Genomic DNA, 26,272 nt, shown 5'->3' on the forward strand with positions numbered 1-26,272 from the left:
GATTATTGCAGGGGCGAACCTGTGCGTTCGCCTCTGCTCCAAGCAAAAAAAGATTTCCCGCATTACAGCGGAATCCGCAGGGGCGAATCCGCTAAGCATTAGTAGTGAGAAGATATTCCGCTTCACACCGGCTCTTAATGTGTCGCTCCCTTAGCGGGCAGCTTGCTCTCTGCCGCTATTCGCTGTCGGCTTATCTGGTTATATCAATTATTTTCTGCGGAGTTAGAACAACATGGCCGAGGAGTCCTGATTTTTTAATCGGCCAGTCTGAGGCATCAAATGGCTCGTAATCTATATCAACAACGTTAATATTGTAGAAGTATTTCCAATCAACATCCCTCTTGTCAAGATCCCTGATCCTGTTGGCCGGGAGATTTGTAACCTCCACTTGCAGTAAATTATCTTCTGATTTGAGCTCATTTACATCAATCACGAAAGGCTTCGCCCAAACCACGCCGAGCAGCTTGCCGTTGAGATAAATCCTTGCGCTGCTGCAAACTTCGCCAAGCCCCAGCTTCCATTTATCCGCTTGAATATCGGGCTTGTCGAATCTGATCGAGTATCTTGCTGTTCCGTGGAATCGTCTGCATTGTTTATCTTTGAAATTCGTCCAGGACATTAAAGCTTTAATCTTTTCTCCTTCCGGCAGCACAGGCCCTCCGCTTACAAACTCAACATCCCATCTGCCTTCAATCTCAAAGGGTTTGCAGGTTTTCTCGCAATATTCCCATTGTCCCGCCCCGCATTTTTGACTGTTGAAAGTTTTCAAAATTATCGATTGGTCAGGCCTTATCTGAATATAAACATTTGTTTTGCCGTTTGCTTTCTTGATTGCAGCTCTGCCGAACTTTTCTTCATAAAGCGGATCAATCAAAAGGACGGATTCGGCCTGCTTGGATAATTCAATCCAGCCATCTATATTATTATCGCTTAGATTCACTAAAAAATAATTGAAGCCCTCATCCCGCGAGCGTCTTACAAATCTAATCCCCTTATCGGCAAAAGATTCTCTTGTGAGATTTGATTCACTCAGCAGGCTATCGATAATGGCCGCTCGAATTTCGCCTTTGCCCGTTTTATGAACCATATTTGCCGGCGGAAGATTTGCCGGCGGAAGATTTGCCGGCGGAAGATAGGAATAAGGTTTGAGGCTTGGGATTGCCTCCTTGAGGATTTTTCTAAGCTCAGCCTCACGTTTATCTTTATCCGCCAGCCCGGGGACTCTCGGAGGCAGATGCTTTTGAAACATCACTTCTGCCCCTTGCTCCGCGAGCTCAAAGAGCTTTTGCATAGTTGAGAGATTTATATATAAACATTCCGGGATGATTACAGCGTCGTATTGTCTGCTGTTTATTATTATTTTCCCGTTTTCGCAGGCGGCCTTCTGTAAGAACCTGTCTGACACTGCATCATAAGTCCAGCCCTTTTCCCAGAGCTTCATAGATAAGCGATAAAAGGATGAGTGCCTCAGCCATTCATCCTGATTGTGAACTCCGAAAGTTTTGTATGCCTTCCCGCCGGTATTCCAAAGATCGTGTACGGGGAAATAAAGCAGTATGTCGCTGTCCGGCCGGCCTTCCTGAAGCGCAGCTTGGCAGCGGGCGGCATAACTGTTGTATGCGGGAAGATTGCGCCATAGCCCTCCTTGAGGTCCGAGATTAACAGATGCATAAAACTGCCACCCGGGCCATTTTGCTTCCTTGGGCGAGTAGGGGATTCCATGGAAGAAAATATGATTTATGCCCGATAGAAAAAGAAAATCTGAAGCGGGCTTTAAGTCGTTCAGGCTTGTTTGGAAATGCTCATTGAGCCAAGTGAATGTTTCTGAAGAAGCAAGATTCCCGCCCTTTAGATGTGCGGCAGAGGAGCAGAGCTTAATCATAGGATACTGTTTGAAGTCAACTTCTCTGAAAATCTCAGTTTCAGGTATGTCCGAAGCGGCATAAAGATCGATCAGATTTGCCGGAGCCCCGTGAGCCTGATTCCTCGAAAGGCTGCCCTTTGAATTACACCACCTCGTCCATTCCTCTATAACTTCTATATGCAGCTCTGAGAGTGTCTTGCGGTAATCGTATTTTACCCTGTTTTGGATGTCGCTGCCGGCCTCGCCGTATAAAGCCTCAATGTGCTCACGTAGGTCGTATCCTCTGCGGCGTGTGAATTCTTCGAAGAAATCTTCTGTCCAGTCTGCCCCGTAATACTCAAATGAATCGTGAAAAAAGGAATTTGGATAAGTGTCTAATTCGCTGAAGGCCTTGTCGAATGCTTTCAGGTAGTCCTTGATTGCATCGGTTGAATAAGGATCCAACACGTATCCCTCGCCGCCAGGTGCTGCACGCTTTACCCTCTGAACAGGCCTCTTCATAAAAACTGCATACACTTCCCAACTGCCTTCAGGGGTCTGCCATTCCAAAAACCCCTTATCTGCATTGCCGTTTATATCCAGCCTTTTCCCTTTTGCAGAAACAGCTGAAATATAAATGAGCTCTTCGCTGGGAAGCTTTTCTGAGATCTTGCCGTCTTTGGGAGTATATCTTTTGAGAATCACGCCGCTGGAGGCTGTGTCTTTTGTTACCATCTCACCGCCGAAAGGCCAACCTGTGCCCGTTGTGAGGTCAACTTCTATGCCGTACTGCTCACCCTTCTGCAGGGTGTATTCCAGCAGTTCCACCCATCTTGGAGAAAGGAATTCAACGAACTTATCTTCCCAGCCTTTCGCTCCGTAAATAGGGCATATCTCAACCCCGCCTATTCCTGAATCGCTGTACTCTTTCAAGAGATCTGAAATGTTATCTTCATCAACAGCGCTTCCCAGCCACCACCATCTCGCCCAGGGCTGGGCGGTGTTATCCCGCTGGTTGGCTTTGTGATCGCAGAATATCCCTGCCGGCCTGACCTCTGCAAAGATCGAAACGGTGCAGGCAGATAATAACAATAAAGCGGCACTGATAATTTTCATAATTTCCCTTCCTGTTTACATACCGCTCATTGATTCGCATTTCTCAAAGACTATCTGAGACTCATCGTCTGCTTTGATTTCTACATCTTTGAATTTCCAGTCTGAAGCGTTTACTATCTTGCCCGCCTTTGTGGCTGAGATGTCGATGTTTTCGAGTATAAATTTTTTGGCAGGGGCTTTTTCGCTGCCTCTCATAGATATTGCCCGCTGGCAGTCAATTCCGTTAACATTTGAAATTCTGATGTTTTTGATGTGCGGCGTACCTTGTTTTTCAGGTACCTTTTTCATAAGTTTCTCCCAATGAGCCGGCAGTTTTTCACCCTTCTGTTCGATTTCTTTTCGCACTTCTTCGGGCACTGTATTGTAAGCAGGGTTCCAGTTGTAGTCGAGTTTGATGGCGTGTTTTACGTTTTGCATTTGAATATCATGTATATACAAATCCCGAACTGTTCCCCCGCGTCCCTGCGCAGATTTGAAGCGGATCCCGTTGTGAGTTCCGTAAGCTTTAAGATTGTAAACTTCGATATTATAGATCCCGCCGGATGTCTCGCTCCCGCAGGTGATAAGGCCTGCTCCTCTGCGGGCTATGCAGTCTCGTATCACTACGTTATAGGTGGGGCGGTTCACCCGCAGGCCGTCTGAATCCCTGCCCGCCTTGAGGCAGAAATTATCATCATTACAGTCTATATCGCAGTTTTGAACGAGAATATTGTTTGAAGAGTCTATATCTATCCCGTCAGAACTCGGTCCTACTTTGTTGTGGAGATTAGCCCGGATTGTGAGATTTTCCACAATCACATTACTGCTGTAGCAAATGTGCACCGTCCAGAAGCCCGGCTCCTTGAGCGTGAGGCCTTCCAATGAAACGTTTGACGATTCGTTTATGAGCATCAAACGAGGGCGTTTGCAGTCGTAATCAACAACCCATCTGAGCCCTTTCTCTTCATATTTCCTTCGCATATTCCAATACTTATCCCACCAAATCGAACCCGACCCGTCAACAGTCCCTTCTCCGTAGATGCGGATACCGCTCACATTGTTGGCGTTGATTAAAGCAGCAGGCCAGTCCATCTCAATCCCTGCCACGCGGGCGTAGACGTCCGGATATTCCGATTCGTCCTGCACGCCTTTAATCAGCACGTCTTTGTCGATCCTGAGATCGACGTTGTCCTTTAGAAAGATCGAGCCTGTAAGGTATGTCCCGGGCTCAAACACCACTGTCCCGCCGCCTGATTCGGCGCAGGCGTCAATAGTCTTCTGAATCTGCTCTGTGCATACGCTGTCCCCTGTCGGGTCGGCTTCGTATGAGGCTGCGTTAAATTCCTCAGCGAATGCTTCAGAACACATTACGCTCAAAGCTGAGATTACAATTAGCTCTCTTAATTTCATAATAACATAACTCCTTTTTAATAAAAAAATTACCGTTTCATTCTTTTTCTATAACACGAATCTCAGCAATCGAAGAGTATGGCTGATTCTGCACTTCCGATTTTGCTGTTATTCTCATAAAGTCTGCCTTGGCCGGCTCGGGAAGGATAACCTTCTGCAAGCTGGTGCTGTTTTCAAAGCTGCCGGAGGCCGCCTTGAGCCATTTATCGCCGTCTCTGCTCACCTCAATCAAATAATCCTTAATTCTTCCGTTTGGATGGTCTTGCCTCGGCAGATACTCGATAGCTGAGATATTCAGCGTTTCTTTGAATTCCAGCTCAATCCAGTGCGGCTGTGCTGGCTTTTCATCACGCCACTGTGAATGCCAGAATGTCCCGCCGCTGCCGTCGAGAGCATATTCTGCGGGATCTGTTTCTGATTCGCTGTCCGCTGTAACCTCTGATGTCTTCAGTGCCGTAGGGTTTGTTGAGTACTGTAGCAGATCAATTGATTCGAACATCTCTTCAGTGGCAGAGCCGGCATTGAGGTATTGCCCGTTCTCTTCGAATTCCCCGCCGCTCAGCGGCTCTCCTGTATAAATAATACTGATCTCGGCTATTGAAGCGGATATATCTCTGCCGAATCCGGACAGGGCGGTTATTTTCAGGTGCTGCGTTTTTATCGGCTCAGAGAATTTGATCTTCTGAGGATCGAATGTTGATTCAAGCGAGCCGCTCTTCAGCAGAGACCAGTCTTTCCCGTTTGAACTTGTATGGATTTGATAATCCCTGATATCCCCGATACGCTCTCTGTGGTCCTGGCGGTTCAGTATTACAAGCCCCTCCATCTTCACAGGTTTGGCAAATGAGATGCTCAGCGGGTGAGGGTGTTTCTTTCCGCCTCTTCTCTTTGCTGTAGTCCAGTATGTACTCGGGTTTCCGTCGATTGCTTTATGGGCGCTTGTCATGCCTGAAGAGAGCGGGCAGCGCACCTTAGCTTTGAGTTTGCGCATTAGGTTATTGTCGAGATAGGTGGTTTCAAGCTGGGACATACTTACCTCCGCCGAAGGATTGAAAGATTCGCTTTTCATATAATCAATCAGGCTCTTTCTTAGCTGTGCGGCAGCTGGTCTTTCTGAGATATTTTCTTCCAGATCGGCAGAGCATACAAGCAGCCTTCCCTTTCCTGCTCTGCACTCAAAAATGGCGGCCAGCGGGTAGTTACGGTTCCAGTCGTCTATCACACGGACAACAGGCTCTATCTCAGGCATTGCTGAGATGTTAACAGCTCTGCAGTATGGCCGGAAAACTCCCTGCCAATGCCAGTCGTAATATTCATCAGACGGGAAATCTTTCAAAGCCGGATGTTCAGGCCTGCTTAATATTCCAAGAAAACGCTCCCAGTTCGGCCCCATCAAACGATTCCAGAATATAGGCTTTCGTCCGATTGGAGGGCAGTCCCAAGCGAGCTCTGTTGTCAGCGGCATATACAAAACCTTTTTCCCGTTTGCAAGTGCCTCTCTGGCATCTTCGAAGCGGCGTTTAATTAAAACCTCCCCGTCCGGCGAAGCCTTTTGGTCTTTGGGATAAACCCAGAAATCCCAGTCATTCTCGAAATCTGTACCTCTCACTCCTGCCGTGAGTTTATAGTGCTCAGGGGCAGTGAAATTATGCAGCGATACATTTATTTTGCCTATTTGAATTGCGCTTTGGTTTCCAATGGCATTTCTCTGCCATTTCCCGTTTTTGACGATATCCCCCGCCTCGTTTTCTATCTGCCAGTAAATCTCAGCGTCTTCCAGCGGCTTATTTCCGTAATGAGACAATTGCATATCGGCTCTTAAATTCTGGCTGGTTTTGAAAACCCGCTTTTTCATAACAGCCAGAGGCACTGTGGTATTGCAGAAACGCCGCCAATTCTCGGCATTGATATAACCCTTTTCCTCCCAGAAAGGATCCAGCAGGCCTACAATTGCCGTTCCCTGCCCGAGAAAATCGTGCAGGTCTAAAAGCTGAAATCCCGATAGCCCGGGGGTTCTCAAATTAGCCTCAACTTCCTGCTTGTAGCAGGCCGCCTGAAACTTACCCGAGGCGCGGGCAAATTCATCGTTGAGATGAAGAAGGCCTGCCTCTTTCATCAATTCTCTGAAAATCTGGTAGTTCCCAGGCTGGAGGTATCCATTAAATTTGTCAATAACATCAAAATCCGGATACGCGCACCACTGCCCTAGCTCATGCACAACAACCGGAACATCCACTCCTTCAATAGAGCTTAGATAATCTCTGCCGAACCAAGCATCGCTCCCGCGAACACGCCTGTGGCCTATTCTGTGTACGGCGAGAAAATCCGTCCCCTCCACAGGTCCTGGATTATCAATCAGAGGCCAGCCTGTGCCGGTAGTGTACAAACGCCTTGGATCCTTTTTGCCGTAGTGGGCAGTCCATTCAGGGAGCGATTCTTTCCAGTGTCCTTTGGGCTCGTTTGATGGAGAGAACAAAACGAAAGAAGGATGGTTGCCGTATTCACGCAGCATTCTTTCTGTTTCTTCGTACATTCGCTTTTCCATCTCTGAGCCCGGATTTATCACATTCCACATTCCGCATTCGGGCTGAAGGTAGAAGCCGGCTCGATCAGCAGCAGTAAAAGCTGCTTCCGGAGGGCAGAACGAATGAAAACGCATATGATTCAGCCCCCATTTTTTGCATTTAGCAAACAGGTTCTCCCAGTATTCCACATCAGTTGCAGCACAGCCGGTGAGCGGGAAATCCCCTCCCGAGTGAGTGCCGCGGAAATGAGCCTTCCTTCCGTTTACAAGAAGATTGTCTTCCCCGGCTCTTATTTCTCGAAGCCCGAAGTTAACCGTATATGAATGGCTGAAAGACTGGCCTTCAAGAACAGCTTTGATATCATAGAGCTGGGGATTGAATTCGCTCCACAGCTCAGCATTTTCCCCTAAAGGCACATCGATCTCAGCCCTTCCCGATTCGGCAGACCACGAAACCGGTTCTGAAATACCGTACCCTTTAATTTTTACATCCCCTTGCCCGGAAGCTCCAGTTATATTCCCTATGTCAATCTTGAGCTTAACGGATTTGTTATTTATATCTGGCATAGCTGCAATATGGTCAATCCAAACCGGCGGCGTGCTTGTAATTGCAATATCGCCGGCAATCCCGTTCCAAGTGGTGCCCAGCGAATCCGATACACTGTGAGCATCGGGGCGGTAGTCCATCTTCATTCTGTTGTCTATACGAATCGTCAGCTTGTATGACCCGGGCTTGAGCATTCCCAGCTCGAAGCGGTGCGGAGCTACGAGGCTGTCTTGCGAGCCGATTTTTTCGCTGCCGAGCCAAACAGTAGTCTGCCATCTTGTTCTCTCCAGCACAAGCTCGCCTCTTTTCCCGTCCCAGCTTTCAGGGATTGTGATCATTTTTTGATACCACGCAGGACCCAGATAATGTTTCCGCGGTTGAGCAAGAAACGGCACCTTCACATCCCCGCGGGCAAACTGCCTGAATTTTTCCCGCTCATACCAGTATCTGTCATAGAGCGAGATAACCCACGGCGTGTCTTTGCTTATGTCGTTGCCGTATCCCTGATTCTGAAGTATCCCGGGAAGCCTTATTTCCTCCTTAAGCTCCTTGCTGAACCATTTTTGTTTGATTCCTGCATCTTTTCGATCTAAGGCAAAATCCCATGTTCCGCTCAGCGAAATCCTCTCGCTGCTCTTAGCGGAAAGGGAATTTATCAAGCATAAAGCTAATAGAAAAGTAATTACCTTAAATATTCCTGTGTTTGCGTGAGTATTCATCATTATTCCTTCACTTGCCGGCACAATTAAATTATGTTAGCTCTCAATTTTCCTCGCAGAGAATTCTAAAAGTTTACCAATTTAGAGTAATACGCAACAAAAGACGTAAAACAACCCATAGTTGCGACAATAGTTTGTTCTTTTGCGACAATGCATCGTGTTCCTTCCTCTTGCATACCGAATCTTGTGTCGCAAAAAGACAAAATTATGTCGCAGCAATGGGTTACGCTCCTCTCGTTGAAACGCTAAAATTAAAATCAATATTTTCAATAATGGTATTTACAGTATAAAATAAAGGTTATTATGAGCAGTAATATCGAGACTGAATACAGAATCGCCAAAGAGCAGTATGCTCATTTAGGAGTTGACACCGAAGCCGCAATTGAGACATTAAAAACCATACCTGTTTCGATGCATTGCTGGCAGGGGGATGATGTAGGCGGTTTTGAGCATACCGGTTCAGAGCTTTCCGGAGGCATTCAGACCACCGGCAACTACCCGGGACGCGCAAAAACAATCGACCAGCTGCGCAGTGATATAGAATTCGCAATGTCTTTGATCCCGGGCAAACACAGGCTGAACCTACACGCCTTCTACCTTGACAATCTCGGCACCAAGGTGGACAGAGATGAGATTGAAGTGAAGCATTTTGAGAGCTGGGCAGACTGGGGCGAAGGCAGGATTGGCGGCATTGATTTCAACCCCACTTTTTTCGCTCACAAGATGTTTACCGGCGGGCTCACTCTCAGTCATCCGGATAAGGCAATCAGAGACTTCTGGATTGAACACGGAAGAAGATGCCGCGAGATTGCCGCATATTTTGGAAAAAGGTTTAGCTCCCCCTCAGTGAACAACTTCTGGATTCCGGACGGTTTCAAGGATATACCCGTTGACAGAACAGCCCCGAGAGAAAGGCTTATCCGCTCGCTGGATGCCGTCTTCGAAAAGGATTTGCGTAAAGAGCTGATTCTCGATTCCGTTGAATCTAAGCTGTTCGGCATCGGTGCTGAGAGCTGCACTGTCGGCTCGCATGAGTTCTATATGGGCTATGCTATGAGCCGGGGGAAGATGATATGCCTTGATTCAGGGCACTATCACCCAACCGAGATGATATCCGAAAAGATCTCAGCAATTTTGATGTTTTATGATAAAATGCTTCTGCATGTAAGCAGGCCGGTACGCTGGGACAGCGACCATGTTGTAGTGTTGAACGAAGAGCTGGTTGAAATCGCTCATGAGCTTGTGCGCAGCAAAAGACTCAGCGATATACATATCGGGCTCGATTTTTTCGATGCAAGCATAAACCGCATAGCGGCGTGGGTGATAGGCACGCGGAATATGCTCAAGGCGCTTCTCTTTGCGCTTCTTGAGCCGACAAAACAGCTCCAGCAGATGGAGTATGAATTTGATTTCACCTCAAGGCTTGCATACAAGGAAGAGCTCAAGACAATGCCGTTCAATACTGTATGGAAGTATTACTGCGAGCAGATGGGTGTTCCTGCCGGCATAGACTGGCTTGATGAAGTAAGGAAATACGAAAAAGATGTTCTCGCCAACAGATAGATCGATGAGGCCAATATGATTCTTGAAAACTTTCTCACTGAGATCAAGAAAACAACTGCCGATTTGTGGCATAAAGGATGGACTGAAGCCAACGGCGGGAATATCAGTGTCCGCGTTGATAAAGCCGTGCTCGAAGAGATAGACCCTGCCGCAGGTCAGTGGGTGGAGCTTCCCAAAAAGTGCCCTAAGATTGCAGGTGAAATTTTCTACGCCACAGGTACAGGCAAACACCTCCGCAATGTTGAGCTTTCCCCTTCAGCCAACGGCGGCTTCATAGAAATTTCGCCTGATGGAGGCGCATATCGTACTTTGTGGGGATTTCAGGGCGGCTCAAAGCCCACCTCAGAGCTGCCGTCTCATCTCTTTACACATAATGAGGTTACAACAGACCAGCCCGGCAGTCCCCGAGTTCTGATTCACTGCCATACACCTAATCTCATCGCCCTTTCTTATGCAATCAAGCTCGATTCAAACATTCTCAGCAAGCTGCTGTGGGTAATGCAGACTGAATGTCTTGTTGTGTTTCCCGAGGGCGTATCTTTCCTGCCGTGGCACGTACCGGGCACTAATCAAATAGGCGAGGAATCTGCGAAACTGCTCAAAAAGCGGCCGGTTCTTCTATGGGAGTATCACGGCCTGCTTGTGATTGGAAGCAGCCTTGATGAGACCTTCGGCAGGATACACGTAGCCGAGAAGACGGTTGATATATTCTTTAAGGCGCGTTTATGTTCAGCAAAGCTGAACTATCTAAGCGATGAACAGCTTGAAAAGCTGCGTTCGCAGTTTGATTGCCGGATAGACCCTGAGATAATGAAAACTAAGCTCCCTTTTTGATTAGAGGTTGTTATGCAGGAAGTAATAGCGGTGCTGGATGTCGGCAAGACGAATAAAAAAATCGTTTTATTTGATAAGCGCCTTAATACTTTATCGGTAACCAAAAAGGCGTTTCCCGCTGTTGAGCAAAACGGCCTGCTTATTGAAACTCCCGATCAGGTTTTGAGTTGGCTGCTTGATTCCTTAAAGCTGTATTCACAGAAATACCATATTGCAGCAATTTCCATAGCAGCTCACGGAGCAGAGGCTGCGTTTCTGGATGAAAACGGGGATTTCACCGTTCCACCTCTAAGCTACACCAACTCCTCGAGCCCGGGCATTATCGAAAACTTTTACCAGAGATTCGGCTCACGTGAACAGCTTCATATTTCCACTGCAACCCCCGAAGTGGGGGATATGGTAAATTTGGGCAAACTGGTGCATTTCGCTCAGCAGAAATTCCCCGAGCAGTTCAAAAGAACCAAACGCATCCTGCCATACCCCCAATACTTTGTTTACAAGCTCACAGGAAAGGCGGTTGCAGAGCCCACTATGCTCGGATGCCATACGTATCTGCTCGACGCTCAAACAAGAGGATATTCTTCAGTGGTTGATGGGCTGGGCATTCGGGAAATGCTCCCGGAAAAAATTTCAAAATCATGGGATTCTCCGGGCAAGCTGCTTGAGGGGATCTCCCGTGAATATTCATTGCCCGAAAGCTGCGTTGTAACTTCTGGCATTCACGATTCCAACTCGAGCCTGCTGCCCTACATCTCCAGCAGTGAAGATGATTTTGTGCTCAATTCAACCGGCACATGGTGTGTTGCGATGCGTCCCTCGCACAAGGTGGAACTTAGCGAAGACCAGATCGGAAAAATGATTTTTTACAACTTTGACGTGTTCAGCAATCCTGTCAAAACGAGCATATTTATGGGCGGGAAGGAATATCAATCATACGAAATGCTCTTCGAAAAGTTTAGCAATCAAAACAGCGGCTCACAGCCTGATGATGACGTTTATTTGAAGGTGCTTGAAGACGGTGATAAATTCATCCTGCCCTCAATCGTGCCGGGTACGGGAATTTTCGGAGAAAGCAAGGGGAGCGTTGTAGAGGCCGGAAGGGCGATAAACTATGAAAACCTTGCAGCAGACAACTGTCCGGACTTCTTCAAAGACCGCAAAACAGCGGAAGCAGTCTTAGCGTTGTCTATAGCGATTCAGTCTTCCATTGCAATCAGGCATACCGGCTTTGCAGAAGGCGATAAGATATATGTGGAAGGCGGTTTTGCTGAAAACATTTCGTACCTCACTTTGCTCCAAAGGCTTTTGCCCAGCAGTGAGGTTTACACTACCTCGATGCCGCAGGCCTCATCAACAGGCGCAGCGATACTTGCCCTTGCAGCTATTGAAGGCATAGCTCCAGACGAGCTTGACATCAATATCAATTTCCAAACGAGGAGAGTGCCGCAGGATGATAAGCTTTATCTGGAAGGCTACCTGCAGAAATATCTCAGGCTTTTGGAAAATTCCCAGCAGGGGGGAGCTGAATAATGATGGAAGCATAAGCTTGTTATTCCCCGTCTTCGGCAGGACAGCCGGTGCTGTTGATAAAACCCAAAGCTGATAATTGCAAATGCAAACTGAATATAAAGCGTTTAGGAGAAGATAAGTGGAACAGAAAGATTTAGATAATGTAACCGAGGCTGCTCAAACGCCGGTTCCATCCAACGAATACGAAAGAGAACCTGTGCCCAAAAGTTCCCTGCTCAAATTCAGGGATTTTATCGGGATGTACGCAGGCGAGCATTGCGCAGGCACCGAGATTATGCTCGGGCCGCTTTTTGTAGCGGCGGGTGTGAGTGCGGGCGATCTTGTTTTGGGGCTGATTGTGGGGAATTTGCTCGCAGTTTTGAGCTGGATCTTCCTGTGCGCTCTTATCGCCACAAGATCCAGGCTAACCCTGTACTACCAGCTCGAGAAGATATGCGGCAGAAAGCTCGTTACGATTTACAATCTCGCTAACGGAATAATGTTCTGCTTTCTCGCTGGTGCAATGATTACAGTATCAGCCACAGCTATTGGTGTGTGGTTCAAGTTTCCAATGCCCGGGCTAAACGATATATATCCAAACAGTGCCGGCTGGGTGGCTGCTGTGCTTGCAGTTGGGATTTTGATCTCCCTCGTGGCTGCTTTCGGATATAAGCAGGTTGCCAAATTTGCAAACATCTCAGCCCCTTGGATGGTGCTGGTGTTTGCTGCATTCGGGATTATCGGCATAAAGCAGTTCATCAATGTAACCGGGGCAGAAATAAGCTCCTTTGCTGATTTCTGGCAACTTGCTGAAACCCGTATCTGGAAGGGCGGTGAGCCTCTGCCCGGACAGGTTAAGTTTACATTCTGGCATGTAACATTTTTCGCATGGTTCTGCAATATGGCTATGCACATTGGTATGAGCGATTTGTCCGTACTCAGATACGCCAAAAAGCCATGGTACGCAGCGGCCTCAGCTTCGGGTATGTATATCGGGCACTTTATGGCATGGATATCCGCCTCCGCCCTCTACGCATATCAGCTCCACCTCGACCCTTCAAATACTGATGTTCTCCCGGGCCCGATGGCATACAGGGCAGCAGGGCTTGCGGGCATTATATGCGTGATTATAGCAGGCTGGACAACAGCAAATCCCACAATCTATCGCGCAGGCCTTGCTTTTCAGGCTGTAATGCCGAAGGCTTCGCGTTTCAAGGTTACTTTTGCCACAGGCCTGCTCGCAACAGCAGCAGGTTTGTTTCCTGCAATCGCTATGAAACTGCTTGATTTCGTTGCTCTCTACGGCTTGATACTGATGCCTATGGGCGCGGTTATATTTGTTGATTTCTGGTGGATGAAAAAGCTCGGGCTGAAGAGGAATTTTGCCCAGCTGTGCAGGAAAAGCTTCAATATGGCCGCCGGCATAACGTGGTTTGCCGCAGTTGCAATCTGCCTTGTTCTGGTGAAATTTGCAAATATTCAGATATTCTTCGTTGGCCTCCCGGGCTGGTTTATTGCTGCGGGATTGTATATCCTATTAAGCAAAGTGTATCAAAGAAACGCATATATCCCTTCAACCTCAAAGGAGGCTGAGTAATGACTGTAATACTAAAGATTATATCTTTCAGCTCGCTTTTTATGCTGATTGTTCCGGCTGTTATGTTCTTTGCCGGGAGGATCGAACTTGAGCAGATGAAAACGGTTATGTTCATTGCAACAGTGCTTTGGTTTTTAACTGCTTCACCTTGGATGTGGAAAGAGGATTAGATAGAAGCCCTGAGTCTGCTGCTGTTGATATGCTGAGCTGCTGAACAGGTTGTTCGTGCCTGATTGCGCCTTGCTAAAGCCTATTGTATGCTTGACCATAATCTGTTTTTGGGTATATAAGACATGTGCATTTAACCTGAACAATAAGCAAGGAGCACAGTTAGATGGGTTCGATAGAGAATCAGTATCATTACCTCCCTATTAATGATAAGTCCATAAGCTGGGATATTTATCTTACCGGCATAGGTGAGGCAACTATATCGGCTGGCTCGGCGTATCCTCCCTGCGGCCATCCAGACCTCTATAATTTCAATTGGGAGTCTGGCAGGGTACTTCCTGAGTATCAGATTGTCTTTATCTCTCAGGGCAGGGGAGTTTTTGAGTCTTCAGCTGCAGGTCAAGCCGAGGTGGTGCCCGGGACAATGCTGATTTTGTTTCCGGAGGTGTGGCATAGGTACAGGCCGCTGAGAGACACAGGCTGGAAGGAGAACTGGATCAGCATCAACGGTGAATACCTATACAAGCTTGCAAACCGCAATTATATCTCCCCGGGGAATTCCGTTCTGCATTTAGAAACCTCTGATGAGATTGTGAAAATCTATGAGAGGATGTGGGAAGTTCTCGCCGGCCAGCAGATGCAGAATTCCTACAGATTATCCGCCATGGCCATGGAGATACTGTCTTTCAGCATAGACCATAAGGATGAGTTTTCACCGGCGGATGAATTCATCAGGACAGTTGGAGGGGATAAGAATGTGTTCAAAGACCGGCTCCTCTCAGAAGCAATGCACTACATCTGGAGCCATAGCCACAGGAATATGTCCGTGGATGATGTGGCAGCTAATCTTCCCGTAACACGCAGGACTCTTGAAAGAAAATTCGATTCCCTGCTGGGAACTTCTATAGGCAAACAGATCAATTACTGCCGTGTGGAGCGTGCAAAGAAAATGCTCAGAAGCACCACACTTCCTGTATCTCATATTGCTCTGGCTGCCGGCTTTTCAGGGGCGGATAGGATGTGCAAGGTGTTCCATAAATATCTCAGCCAAACACCTGGCGAATTCCGAATCGCCGCCCGCTCCCCCGGAACTCACCGGCAAAATGATTCACAGCAAAACAAGTACAGCTGAAGATATTGATCCCATCTTACTCAGTGATATAGTATAAAGTGTTTAGGCAGTTTTTCTCTGCGAAGCCTTATATTTGCTGAGCGCTACGCTTTGATTACCAGTACGCAGAGTCAACGGGCATACCTGAATTTATCAGCACAGAAATGCTTTCCATCCCCTCAGGACTCAGATTAAGCTCAACATCTCCCGGCCTTTCCCCGCCGCGGATGTAGTACAGCATTTTGCCGTTAAACGTCTTCTTGGTCATTTTACCGTAGCGGCTTATATCGCCCTGATTCCCGTTTTCAATGCCTATAATCTCAGCGGGGCCTTCAATTGAGGCCTCGATTTCAATCTCAGCATCTTCTACAGGATAACCATCCTCGTCAACAACGTATATTTCCACGTGTACCACGTTTCTTCCATCAAGGACAAGCTTTTTCTCTACTATATTGGGAACTATCCTTGCAGGCTCTCCGGGGATATTGTAAACAGCCTGAGCCACATCAACCCTAGCCCTTTTTCCTATAGCCCGGAAATCTTCGCCTTCAGGATTTCTTATCATTATCCGTTTTGATTCGGGCACTTCAAAATTCCCGAGGCTCTTTTCCCCTTGGAAAAGCTCAACATTCTCGCAGTTCGAATAGCTCACGATATGCCCTTCGTCGTTTTGGTAAAGGTGAACAAACGGATCTTCTTCCCAATACGCCTTTTGTCTGTAGTAGGCAGGTTTTGCAAAGCCTGCAAGGTCGAGCAGGCCGCAGCGGGCTCCTCGTGAATGAGTTCCGTTGTTCTCGTTATACCATTTTCCTGCCTCGCCGAGGTAGTCAATCCCTGTCCAGAGGAATTGAGAGGAGATATATTCGTTATTTTTAACAGCCAGCCAAGGCTGAAGCCCTTTGCCGTTCTCGCTGCCAGTGAAGATCTTATACGGATACCTCTTATGCACGTCTTCGTAAAGCTTTTCCTTATAGTTGAAGCCGATAACATCAAGATAATCCATAAACACGTTCGCCTCCGGCCCTGCGCAGGCCGCTGTAACAGGGCGGGTAAGGTCGTGGTCTTTAACTATTTCTCTGAGCTTTATGGCTTCAGGGATTAAATCCATCTCTCCCGGAGGGAAGGGGTCGTTGGGGTAGTCGATTTCATTTCCTATGCTCCAGAGGATTATTGAAGGGTGGTTTCTGTCTCTAAGGAGCATATCGGTAAGGTCTTTCTCTGCCCATTCTTCGTAATGTTCGTGGTAGCCCTCGCGTTCGTATTTGGTCTGATTCCAGCCGTCAACCCATTTGCGCTTGCCTTCATACCACTCATCAAAGGCCTCGTTCATCACGAGAAACCCCATCTCATCGCACAGGTCGTAGAGGTGCGGGTCGTGGGGGTTGTGGCTCATCCGAATAGCGTTGCAGCCGCCGTCTTTGAGCTTTTGAAGCCTCCTTCGCCAAACCGGCTTGGGAACCGCTGTGCCCAAAGCTCCTGCTCCGTCGTGCAGGCAGACGCCTTTTATAAGCATCGGTTCGCCGTTGAGAAAGAAGCCTTCATTGCTGTCGAAGCGGAAATCTCTAACACCGAAGGGCGTGTAATATTCATCCACCACCTCTTCTCCGCGGGTTACGATTGTTTTTAAGGCATACATCTTCGGATATTTAGTGTTCCAGAGCTCGGGGGATTTCAGCCTCAAATTCAGATTTAATGTTTTCTCGCCCGGCTCAAAATCAACAAAACGTTTTTCTCTAGCGCGTACGTCGTCCCGTTTATCTATAATCTGGTTTTCAACACCAACCTTCTGCGTTTCCTCTGAGCTGTTTACCAGCTTCACCTCCGCCTTAACATCTGCATATTTATCAGTTATCTCAGGTGTTGTTACATAAGTCCCCCAGAGCTTGGTATGCACCTTGTCTGTCTTAACGAGGTAAACATCTCGGTTTATCCCTGTTCCCGTGTACCACCGGCAGTCTGCGTAGTCGCTGTGGTCTATTCTGACGGCGATTACATTCGTATTCTCCCGCCCGAATTGGAGGTAGTCTGTGATGTCGTATGCGAACGAAATAAAGCCGTTCGGTCTTTCGCCCAGCAGTTTTCCGTTGCACCAGACCTTGCTGTTGCAGTAAGCACCGTTGAAAAGTATCTTAAAGCTCTCGTTCTGCCATTGGCGCGAAAGCTCAAAGCTCTTGCGATACCAGCAGACCCCGCCCGGCAGATAAGCCTGGCAGCTCGGATTTTCTTTGCTGAATTCCTTTTCAACGCCCATATCGTGCGGAAGTTGAACGTCCCGCCAGTCTGAATCGTCTAAATTATTCTGATAATACCGGCTGCTGTCGTTCTCTTTGAATTTCCAGCCGTCGTTGAAGAGCCTGAACCTCTCATCAGGCTGAAAGCTTGTTATCTCAAAGCCGAAAACGGCTGAATAAGTAAGCAGAAATGCTAAGAATACGGTTTTCTTCATTTTGATTCTCCGAGTCTAAAAATTTAAGTGCTTTCACCAGTTTTTTCAGAGTGAATTCTATCCGCCATTCGAATTATTTCAACAGCAGTTTCGCTTTTGTGTCTCTCAGGCCTGTTGAGCCATTCCCCGCCGGACTGTTTTATGTAAATATGCGAGCATTCCTGCGATATTGCAGAGGGTGAATTTGCAACGATTATATCCATTTTTTTCCGCTGCATCTTTTCATCTGCCTTTTCCAGCAGGCTCTCGTCTTCAAGGGCAAATCCCACAATTATCTGTCCGTTTTTGTTATCCCCTGCCCACTGCAGGATATCGGGCGTTTTATGGAAAGTCAGTTCAATTTCTTCGCTGGACTTTTTGATTTTCTTTTCAGCATACCTCTCGGGACGGTAGTCTGATACTGCCGCCGCCATTATAAGGCAGTCGCAAGAGGCAAACTCATTCTTAACCGCTTCGAACATCTCTTCAGCGCTTACAATGCTGATAAGCTCTGCTCCTTTGGGGTGAGCTATGGATGTAGGGGCGGATATCAGCTTTACGCTGTGTCCGCGTTCTACAGCTGCAGCAGCTGCTGCATAGCCCATCTTCCCTGTGCTGGCGTTTGTTATATACCTCACAGGGTCTATATACTCCCTCGTTCCTCCCGCAGTTACAAGTACCCGCATTTTTATGCTCCGCAGTAAAATGGCATTACTGTTTATATATCCTGGCAATGCGGGGATTTCCCGCAAAGTCGTTTTCTATGCTGATATTATAGCCCTTCTGCTCAAAAATCGGCTTTATCTTTTCTCCCTGAGTGCCGCCTATCTCAAGCAGAATAAGCGAATCGGGAAGTATGAATTTTTCTGCTTCCTCCGAGATTATTCTGTAGTAGTCCAGTCCCTCTTCGCCTGCGAGCAGAGCCTCCGACGGCTCAAAATCTCTTATAGACCTGCTGAGCTGCTGATATTCACTTTCAGACACGTAAGGCGGATTGGAGATGATTAGATCGTATTTTTCTCCCTCTTCCAGCCCTGCAAACATATCAGACTGTTTTATCTTTGCCCTTTCAGCGAGTTTGAGGCGTTGCAAATTATCTCCAGCGCAGCTGAGAGCTCCATCGCTTTTATCAGCGCACACACCGCTGCATTTATCGCAGTTTTTGAGGATTGCCGCTGTGATGCACCCGCTCCCGCAGCCAAGATCAAGAAATCTCGCACCTTCGCCGCGCTGCCTTAGAAACTCGATCCCACGTTCTGTGAGGTCTTCTGTTTCAGGCCTCGGGATGAGGCATTTGCCGTTTAGGGTTATTTCAAGGCTGTAGAAAGTGGTTTTGCCTATGATGTATTCCACCGGCATCCCCTCAGCGGCCTTTCGTATCTTGGCTCTAAGCTCTGAGAGTTTGTCTTGAGCCACAGGACGTGTTATATAAAGCTCTATCCTCTCTCTGCCCAGCACTTCAGAAATAAGCATCTCTGATTTGAGGCGCGGATTATCAGCTCCAGCCTTGCCGAGATAATCGGTTACCCAGTCCAAGAGTTTAGTGGTCGTCCATTCGGTCATTAAAATACCTGCTTTGTGTGCATTTTGCTGTTTAAGAACAATAAATCTATCTTACACTCAGCCACTGTTTTTGCAACTAAACGCTTGTATTTCAGCAGGGAATATGGTTCAAGTTTTTGGATGAAATCCACGTAAACGCAGGCAGAGCGAACATGGGAATGGAATTCGGAGAAGCAAAAACTGTATGCTTGAGAAAATATAACGCCGGAAAAGCTTGTAATACAGGCGAAACTTATTAGATTTGCTGAAAGGCCTTTATGGCCGAAAAAATCAGAGAATTAGCACAAGCGGTCTCTACTCCTGCATATATTGTTCTCTTGCGAAACGGCAAACCAAATCTCCTGCGCAGGTTCACTTTCGAGGACTTCAAATCCCGTCTTTCATAAAAGAACACTTAATTTTACGCTCTTTGTTCCTTCTTTTGCACAAATTTGCGGAATTTTTATACAAATATGCGTTGGTTTTGGTGTGTTTTATAGTATTTACATAGTAAGACGAAAGCTGATTCAAGGTTAATTTATTTTATATGTAGATATCTATCCCAAAAAAGGGTTTGTATAATATTCAAGTGATTTAAAGCTGTCTGCAATAAAATAATCATTTGATATTTATCTTTTTTATGAAAGGACTCCGCACGATGCTTATCCAAAAAATAAAATTTTTATGTTTAGTTATTATTTTATTTATTCTTTCTCATTCAGCTATTGGTGGAAACACGGGTGTTTATAAAGCCGACTTAGACCAGGATATTGCTGCGGACCGCTGGATTGAAATAGATCTTTACTGGTTTGACTACGATGATATGGAAGCCAGCGCTGAACAGTTCTGGGACCGTTACTACCCAATGTTCGAAAATATTGAAAACTGGAAGGGCGTGATTCTTAATGTCGGCTGGCTTATGGATACTGTATATGAGTGGCAGGGCAGCCTCAATAAAAAAATCGCCTTGCCCAAAGATATGGAGCACTGGCCGTTTATTAAGGATGAAGGACAGCTCACCGGCAATACTGAGCAGCGCAAGGAACTTTGGAAACATCGTTTTGAGACACTGGACGGTTATAATGTTGTAAATTATGCTCCTTGGACCTACGGCGACTTGAAAAAACTTGTAACTATACTGAAAAAGGTTGGCCGAGACAAATATGGTCTTGAAGATATAAGGATTGGAATGCTTGCCCTTGGCTGGCGCAGCATTTATCATGGGGAGTTATCTGCTTTCTCTAAGACACATGAAAATGCTTATCTGAAACGCGGTATTAAGTGGGGAGTCCCCAATCTTATAGCGAAACTAAAAGAAGATCCGAGGGAATATGGAGCTTATCCTGACGGAATTCCCGAGGGTACTCCTTTAGTTGAATTTTTCGGCAAACAGTGGGGAGACCTCTCAAAAACAGTAGGACTCGATGCAATTGTGCTTCGTGACAGCATCATGGGTGTCGGCATTTATGTAAGAAACGGCCCTTATGGCCGAACCCCGCCAGAAGAGCCAAAAAAAGTGTCTCAGTGGAGCCAGGCAACAGCTGATCTGGTAAGACACACAAAACAGTCTAACCCTGAGGCCCTTGTCATCGGATACTCTTCTGCCGCAAGCGCTGTAGGAGACTGGCGGGTAAACTGTTTTGACTTGGAAACTATAGCGAAAGAAGGTTACCTTGATGCATGGATAGACCAGAGCTGGGCAGGTGCATGGAATGAGGTAGGGCAAAGACCTCCGGAGTGGGCAAGTTTGTGGAACGCGCAGCGCCTTGGCTGGACTTATCAGCTTGGATACATTCTCGGCCACGCAGCCGTTTTAGCTGAAAGTGATGTTCGTCATTATTTCCTCACAGAAACGTTTGATGCATGGGAGTCTTGGGATATTATACACACCGCCGCTGACAGGCTTCGATGGGGCATCTGGGCGTATTCTCACGCTGCAGTAAAAACACCAAGCGGTTTGAAAATGCCCGCTGGAAGTTATATCTCTTGGTGCAATCAGGGGAAAAGGCTTCTCTCGGAGGAAGATGTTGATTTCATTGTAAAACATACAAATGCAGCTTTGATTGATGCTCGAAATACGAAAGAAGTTTACGGGCCTACTCTGGTTTACAACAGAAGCGCCATGGAATGGCAGAATGAAAATTCACCGAATATAAAGATAAAAGAATGGATCGACGAACAGGCCGGCGCTGTTATGAAATGGTCGGTGCCAATTATGTCAATCACTAGGCTCGAATATCTCAAGGATGTCGAAAGTGATATGTTTATCGTCCAAACCCCTGTTCACATGGAAGACACCGAGAAGGAAAACCTAATTGAGCTTATCAAATCTGGCAAGCCCACAGCGATTTTTGGAAGCCCTGCAGGCGGTCTTGATAAAGATGTCGCAGAAATTATAGGTATCAAAACCAACTATAATACTACCGGCAAGCTTGAATTTATCGCTACTTTAAACGGGCAGGTAAAAGGAATCTTTGAAGGCCTTCCCAATACTTTTCCGCTGTATCATTATTTTACAAAGAACAAACTTACCAAACCGATTCAGACTCTGTACTGGGTTAAGCAGGAAAACCCAGCACTGGTGCTCAACAATTTAAAGGGAAAGAGCCTGCTTTTCTGGGATCCTCCGGAGTTTGCAACAAATATTCCATACGGTAACGCCGGCTCACTGGACCAGGACCTTGGAAGCCCTATACCATATTGCCTCACTGCAAGGGCAATAAATAAAATGAGCAAAGAAGCAGATCTGTGTTATGTTGATCAGATAAAACCATACAGACCAATGCAGCTGTCCTGCTGGAAGACCAAAGACGGGCACTATCGCATCTTAGCCGGCAATCTTGAAGAGGGGATAAACCATAAATCTGACAAATGGGTGCACAATACTCTCAATATCCCCGAAAGTTTTGAATTACCGGATGTATTTACTGCTCAGGAGTTTTGGCAGGATTCAAAGTACGTGATAGGCGATAATAAGCTGAGGGTAGTACTGGATCAGGCTGAGACAAAGCTCTACATTTTGGAAAATGAGTAAGGCTCTTTTAGCCGAATTTAGGTTTAGACTAATAATAACATAGGTTAGCAAGAAAAGAACTGCAATGGAAAATTATAGTAATAAAATCACTTTGACCACAAAAAATGATTTTGAAAAGGCGATGGAAAGGGTTTACGCTTGGTATAACAATGAAATTATAGACCGAGTGCCTGTTCAGTTTTCAGCAGCAAATGCTCAGTACAATGTTGAATCAAAAGATAACCACACTCCGCAGGAGTGGAAAGAGATTTGGTTTGACACCGAAAGAGTGGTTGATTCTTTTATTGATTCTATAGAGGGCAGCCAATTTCTCGGTGAAACATTTCCGATTTACTGGCCTAACCTCGGGCCAGATATCTATGCGGCATTTTATGGCGGCGAGCTGACATACGGCGAAGTTACTTCCTGGTCCCATCCCATAGTTGAGGATTGGAGCGAGATAATAGGGCTCAAACTGGACAAGAGCAATAAGTATTTTAAGAAAATTGAAGAAATGACTCAGTGTGCTGTCGAAAAGTGCCACGGGAGGTATCTTGTGGGATACACTGATCTTCATCCTTCTATGGATTGTGTGTTGGCATGGAGGGGCATGGAGCAGTTGTGTTACGATATGATTGATACTCCAGATAAAGTAAGTGAGCTTTTGGAGATTGCATCTAGAGACTTCTACGACATCTTCGATCATTTTGATAAAATGCTTAAATCCCAAGGACATATTTCTGTTACTTGGCTTGGCCTCCCGAGTTATGGCAAATTCCATGTACCCAGCTGTGATTTTGCAACTATGATGTCGCCGGCACAGTTTGATAAATTTGTGATGCCTTATCTTCTGGAGCAGATAAAACACATGGACCATAATGTATTTCATGTTGATGGAAGCGGAGTGGCAAGGCATATTGATAAGATACTGGATATGCCTGAAATTAACGGGATTCAATGGGTACAGGGAGTCGGAGAAGATGAACCCATAATGCAATGGTTAGATTTTATCAAAAAAATTCAGGCCGCAGGCAAGGGTGTTATGGTAGATCTCAAACTTCACGAACTGGATGAATTTATTGAAAAAATGTCTCCGAAAGGCATCTTCTTGTGTATTGGAGAAAGTGAGCCGGAAGTTCAGAAATCAATTATCAAAAAGCTGGAAAAATGGTAAAGCTGAATCCCTACATATTTCAACGGTAAGGGATACAGTTAGATGTCTATGGTGTAATTACTCTGCCTGTTAAAATGGCTTATCAGTGCAGAGGGGTAAAAGGTATAAAATAATTTCTCTATTAAGGATTTGTTCTATGATACTCAATAAGTCGCCAAATAATTTCAAGTCGTGCCTTTTTTTTACGTTTACTTTCTTAATTTTGCTTCAGGTGAGTTTTGGGGCAGAAAAAAAACAAATTGACCTCAGCGGCGAATGGTCTTTTAAAATAGACCGCGAAAACGTGGGTGTTAGTGAAAAATGGTTCAAAAATGATTTGCCTGATGAAATCAATTTGCCGGGCAGTATGCAGGAGCAGGGCTACGGCAATAATGTAACTGCGAAGACTGGATGGATCGCTGATTCAAGCGGCGTTGGGCCGATGACTGATGCTGAGATGGGCTATGATCAAGTGGAAGCTAAATCAAAATATCCAAGCTGGTTTACTCACCCTATGTATGCTGAATATCGTCAGACTGATAACCTGAGGTATCCTTACTGGCTTCAGCCTGAAAAACATTATGTAGGGCCGGCTTGGTATCAGAAAGAGATTAACATTCCAGAGCAGTGGCAAGGCAGGAGAGTTACATTGACATTGGAAAGATGCCACTGGAAAAGTGATGTCTGGATTGATGGTGTAAAAGTAGGAACAAATGATTCTTTGGTAAGCTCTCATGTTTATGATCTGAAAGATTTTGTCTCCCCCGGAAAACATAAGCTCACCATCAGAATCGATAATTCAATGATTTACAAAGTTGGATATAATTCTCACATCGTTTCTGATCATACACAAAGCGCATGGAACGGTATTATCGGAAATATTTTTCTCAAAGCAGAGCCGCTGGTATGGCTGGAAGATGTGCAGGTGTATCCCAATGTCAAAAATAAGACTGCCAGAGTGCAATTCAAAATGAACAATGAGACTTACAACGATGTTGAAATGGCTGTTACGATAAATGCACGAAGCTTCAATTCTGATAAAATGCACAAACCTGAACCTGTTACAACAAATATAAATGCAAGAGAAGGTGAGACTATCGTTAATATGGTTTATCCGATGTCTGGTGAAGTTCAATTGTGGAATGAATTTAACCCCGCTCTTTACAAACTAAGCATTGAAGCTGTTCCTTCCGATGACAGGATAAGAAGCTGCAGAAAAGAAGTTTCATTCGGGATGCGTCAAGTAGGAACAGAGGGCACAAGAATCGAGATCAACGGCCGGAAAATATTTTTGCGGGGAATTGAAGAATGTTGCATTTTCCCAAAAACAGGTTATCCGCCGACAGATGTTGAATCCTGGCGAAGGATTATGAAAATCAGCAAAAAATGGGGCATGAATCATCTCCGTTTTCATTCGTGGTGCCCGCCTGATGCGGCATTTCAGGCAGCTGATCTTGAAGGGGTTTATGTTGAGGTTTCGTTTTTCTGGACAAGATTCGAAGATGAATCGGTTTACCGTTTCCTTCGAAGGGAAGCCCGCCGTGCTATGAGTCAGTATGGCAATCATCCCTCCTTCATACTTCTATCGCCCGGCCAGGAATGCTGGATGGCGGGCAAGGATATGCTGGAGATGTTCAGAGATTGGAAAAGAGATGACAGAAGGCTTTACAGCGGGCCGGGGAATTCTAATTGGCTGATAAAGCCTCGGATAAAAGAAGAATATCAATACTATGCTGCCCGACATTATGACGGCCATAGGACTCGTTATCAGGCCGGTTGGCCCCCAACACCAGACGGCACATATTTCACATCAATGCCTCCTCAGACCGTTGTTGACTATGAGAAGGCAGTACAGGCTTTTGGAAGCAAACCTTTGATCACCTACGAAGTTGTCCAGCGGTGCAGTTATCCAGACTTGGATGATGCTGACAAATACACTGGTTCGTTTGATGCTGCTTATCTGGATATCGCCAGAGATCAGCTCAAAGAAAGGGGGATGCTTAAGCAGGCAGATGATTTTGTCGCTGCTTCAGGTAAGTGGCAGGTAAAGCAGTTCAAGGAAGAAATTGAAGCGGCACTGAGGACAAAAGGGGTTGCAGGATTTCAGCTTTTAGGCATTCAGGATTTTCCCGGGCAGGGAGCGGCATTAGTTGGCGTTATTGATGCCTTCTGGGACAACAAGGGATATGTAAGTGAAAAAGACTTCCGTCAGTTCTGTGATGTTACTGTTCCGCTTGCACGCATGGAAAAAAGGGTATGGGAAAGGAGCGAAACTTTCAAAGCCGGAATTGAGATAGCTAACTTCGCAAGAGAAAAATATGAAAATATGAGCATTATTTGCAAGGTCAAATCAGATGAAGGAAAAGAATTGCAAGCTGAAAGGCTTGCAAAGATGGATATACCGATTGGAAACGGCTTTAATGCAGGTGATTTTGAAGTGAGCTTGGCGGATTATACCCCGGGCAAATATGTCCTTGAAGTGCAGCTGGCTAATACCGATTACAAAAATACATGGGATTTCTGGGTTTATCCTGATGATGTGAATATGCCATCAGCTGGTGATATAATGATAACAAAAGACTTTGATGAAAATACAATTAACCATCTTGAAGCAGGGAAAAAAGTGCTTCTGCTTCCTGAACGGAACAAAGTAGCCGGCGGGATGCCTCAGTGTTTCTCAAGTATTTACTGGAACTGCCCTTGGACAGGCGGGGGTGAATCCCAGACTATGGGAATATTGTGTAATCCAGAGCATAAGCTCTTCGAGAGTTTTCCTACAGACTCTCATTCAAATTGGCAGTGGTATGAGCTGCTGATTGACGCAAGGCCCATGATCCTTGACCAGTGGGGCATGGAAAATAACTGGCCTAAAGATTATCGTCCTCTAGTTCAGTTGGTTAATGACTGGAATACGAACAAGAAGTTATCTGTGCTTTCTGAGTGTAAAATCGGTAACGGCAAGCTTGTTATCTGTTCGATGGATATTGAAAATGACCTTGAGAACAGGATTGTCGCAAGGCAGTTCAGGTATAGTTTGCTGAATTACATGAAAAGCAGTGAATTCGACCCGCAGACCAAGGTCGGTAAGCAGCAGATCGATGGGCTGTTCAAAAGCGATTGATAACACGTCCATATAATTATGGTTCAAATTTATTAAATAAAATGCTGCTGGCTGGTACAGAAAAATGTATTCAGGGTGCTTCCCGGGCCTTGCATTAC

The 26,272-nt window shown here is 46.1% G+C and carries 15 protein-coding genes; 9 read left to right on the plus strand and 6 right to left on the minus strand.

All coding sequences use genetic code 11. The features are described 5' to 3' along the window. Window positions 1-190: 190 nt before the first annotated feature. Genes STSP1_RS11445 through STSP1_RS11455 form a run of 3 tightly spaced genes read right to left on the minus strand, consistent with a single transcriptional unit; the run spans window position 191 to window position 8,141 of the window. Entirely contained in the window at window positions 191-2,959 is a 2,769-nt protein-coding gene (locus tag STSP1_RS11445; protein WP_085756459.1) for a glycosyl hydrolase, read from the minus strand. A gap of 15 nt (window positions 2,960-2,974) precedes the next feature. Further along, window positions 2,975-4,348, minus strand: a complete 1,374-nt coding sequence (locus tag STSP1_RS11450; protein ID WP_085756460.1) for a glycoside hydrolase family 28 protein — start codon at window positions 4,346-4,348, stop codon at window positions 2,975-2,977. A 37-nt stretch (window positions 4,349-4,385) separates the two neighbouring features. Beyond that, entirely contained in the window at window positions 4,386-8,141 is a 3,756-nt protein-coding gene (locus tag STSP1_RS11455; protein ID WP_085756461.1) for a discoidin domain-containing protein, read from the minus strand. A 300-nt stretch (window positions 8,142-8,441) separates the two neighbouring features. Here STSP1_RS11455 and STSP1_RS11460 point away from each other — a divergent pair, with 300 nt between their 5' ends. From STSP1_RS11460 to STSP1_RS11480, 6 genes are all read left to right on the plus strand, one after another. Further along, window positions 8,442-9,701 (plus strand): L-rhamnose isomerase, encoded by a 1,260-nt coding sequence (locus tag STSP1_RS11460; protein WP_085756462.1) that lies wholly within the window; start codon window positions 8,442-8,444, stop codon window positions 9,699-9,701. Window positions 9,702-9,716: 15 nt separating this feature from the next. After that, complete coding sequence (gene rhaD / locus STSP1_RS11465) at window positions 9,717-10,535, plus strand: rhamnulose-1-phosphate aldolase (RefSeq protein WP_085756463.1); 819 nt, start codon at window positions 9,717-9,719, stop codon at window positions 10,533-10,535. A 12-nt stretch (window positions 10,536-10,547) separates the two neighbouring features. Beyond that, window positions 10,548-12,065 carry an FGGY-family carbohydrate kinase gene (locus tag STSP1_RS11470; protein WP_085756464.1) on the plus strand — a complete coding sequence of 506 codons (1,518 nt, stop codon included), beginning with the start codon at window positions 10,548-10,550 and terminating at the stop codon, window positions 12,063-12,065. Between the two features lie 118 nt (window positions 12,066-12,183). Next, window positions 12,184-13,641, plus strand: coding sequence for a purine-cytosine permease family protein (locus tag STSP1_RS11475; protein ID WP_085756465.1), 1,458 nt, complete (start codon window positions 12,184-12,186; stop codon window positions 13,639-13,641). Then, window positions 13,641-13,811 carry a hypothetical protein gene (locus tag STSP1_RS12600; protein WP_162841540.1) on the plus strand — a complete coding sequence of 57 codons (171 nt, stop codon included), beginning with the start codon at window positions 13,641-13,643 and terminating at the stop codon, window positions 13,809-13,811. Before STSP1_RS11475 ends, STSP1_RS12600 begins: the two co-directional genes overlap by 1 nt. A gap of 164 nt (window positions 13,812-13,975) precedes the next feature. After that, on the plus strand, window positions 13,976-14,941 hold the full coding sequence (locus tag STSP1_RS11480) for a helix-turn-helix domain-containing protein (protein ID WP_085756466.1): 966 nt from the start codon (window positions 13,976-13,978) through the stop codon (window positions 14,939-14,941). A gap of 94 nt (window positions 14,942-15,035) precedes the next feature. Here STSP1_RS11480 and STSP1_RS11485 read toward each other — a convergent pair whose 3' ends face one another. From STSP1_RS11485 to prmC, 3 genes are read right to left on the minus strand one after another with little or no spacing between them, the layout of a single operon-like run. After that, on the minus strand, window positions 15,036-17,366 hold the full coding sequence (locus STSP1_RS11485; protein WP_085756467.1) for a glycoside hydrolase family 2 TIM barrel-domain containing protein: 2,331 nt from the start codon (window positions 17,364-17,366) through the stop codon (window positions 15,036-15,038). 23 nt (window positions 17,367-17,389) lie between these two features. Next, window positions 17,390-18,031 (minus strand): phosphopantothenoylcysteine decarboxylase, encoded by a 642-nt coding sequence (locus tag STSP1_RS11490; RefSeq protein ID WP_085756468.1) that lies wholly within the window; start codon window positions 18,029-18,031, stop codon window positions 17,390-17,392. A 25-nt stretch (window positions 18,032-18,056) separates the two neighbouring features. After that, window positions 18,057-18,908: a peptide chain release factor N(5)-glutamine methyltransferase gene (gene prmC, locus STSP1_RS11495; RefSeq protein ID WP_085756469.1), complete on the minus strand. Its 852-nt coding sequence runs from the start codon at window positions 18,906-18,908 to the stop codon at window positions 18,057-18,059. 637 nt (window positions 18,909-19,545) lie between these two features. On the opposite strand from prmC, the gene STSP1_RS11500 reads away from it, so the two are divergent. From STSP1_RS11500 to STSP1_RS11510, 3 genes are all read left to right on the plus strand, one after another. Beyond that, window positions 19,546-21,921, plus strand: a complete 2,376-nt coding sequence (locus STSP1_RS11500; RefSeq protein WP_085756470.1) for a hypothetical protein — start codon at window positions 19,546-19,548, stop codon at window positions 21,919-21,921. Between the two features lie 64 nt (window positions 21,922-21,985). Further along, window positions 21,986-23,074: a uroporphyrinogen decarboxylase/cobalamine-independent methonine synthase family protein gene (locus STSP1_RS11505; RefSeq protein WP_085756471.1), complete on the plus strand. Its 1,089-nt coding sequence runs from the start codon at window positions 21,986-21,988 to the stop codon at window positions 23,072-23,074. Between the two features lie 136 nt (window positions 23,075-23,210). After that, a complete protein-coding gene (locus STSP1_RS11510) occupies window positions 23,211-26,174 on the plus strand; it encodes a sugar-binding domain-containing protein (protein ID WP_085756472.1) in 2,964 nt (987 codons plus the stop codon). The last annotated feature ends 98 nt before the right edge of the window (window positions 26,175-26,272 follow it).

This window comes from Sedimentisphaera salicampi (genome assembly GCF_002117005.1).
GTDB lineage: Bacteria > Planctomycetota > Phycisphaerae > Sedimentisphaerales > Sedimentisphaeraceae > Sedimentisphaera > Sedimentisphaera salicampi.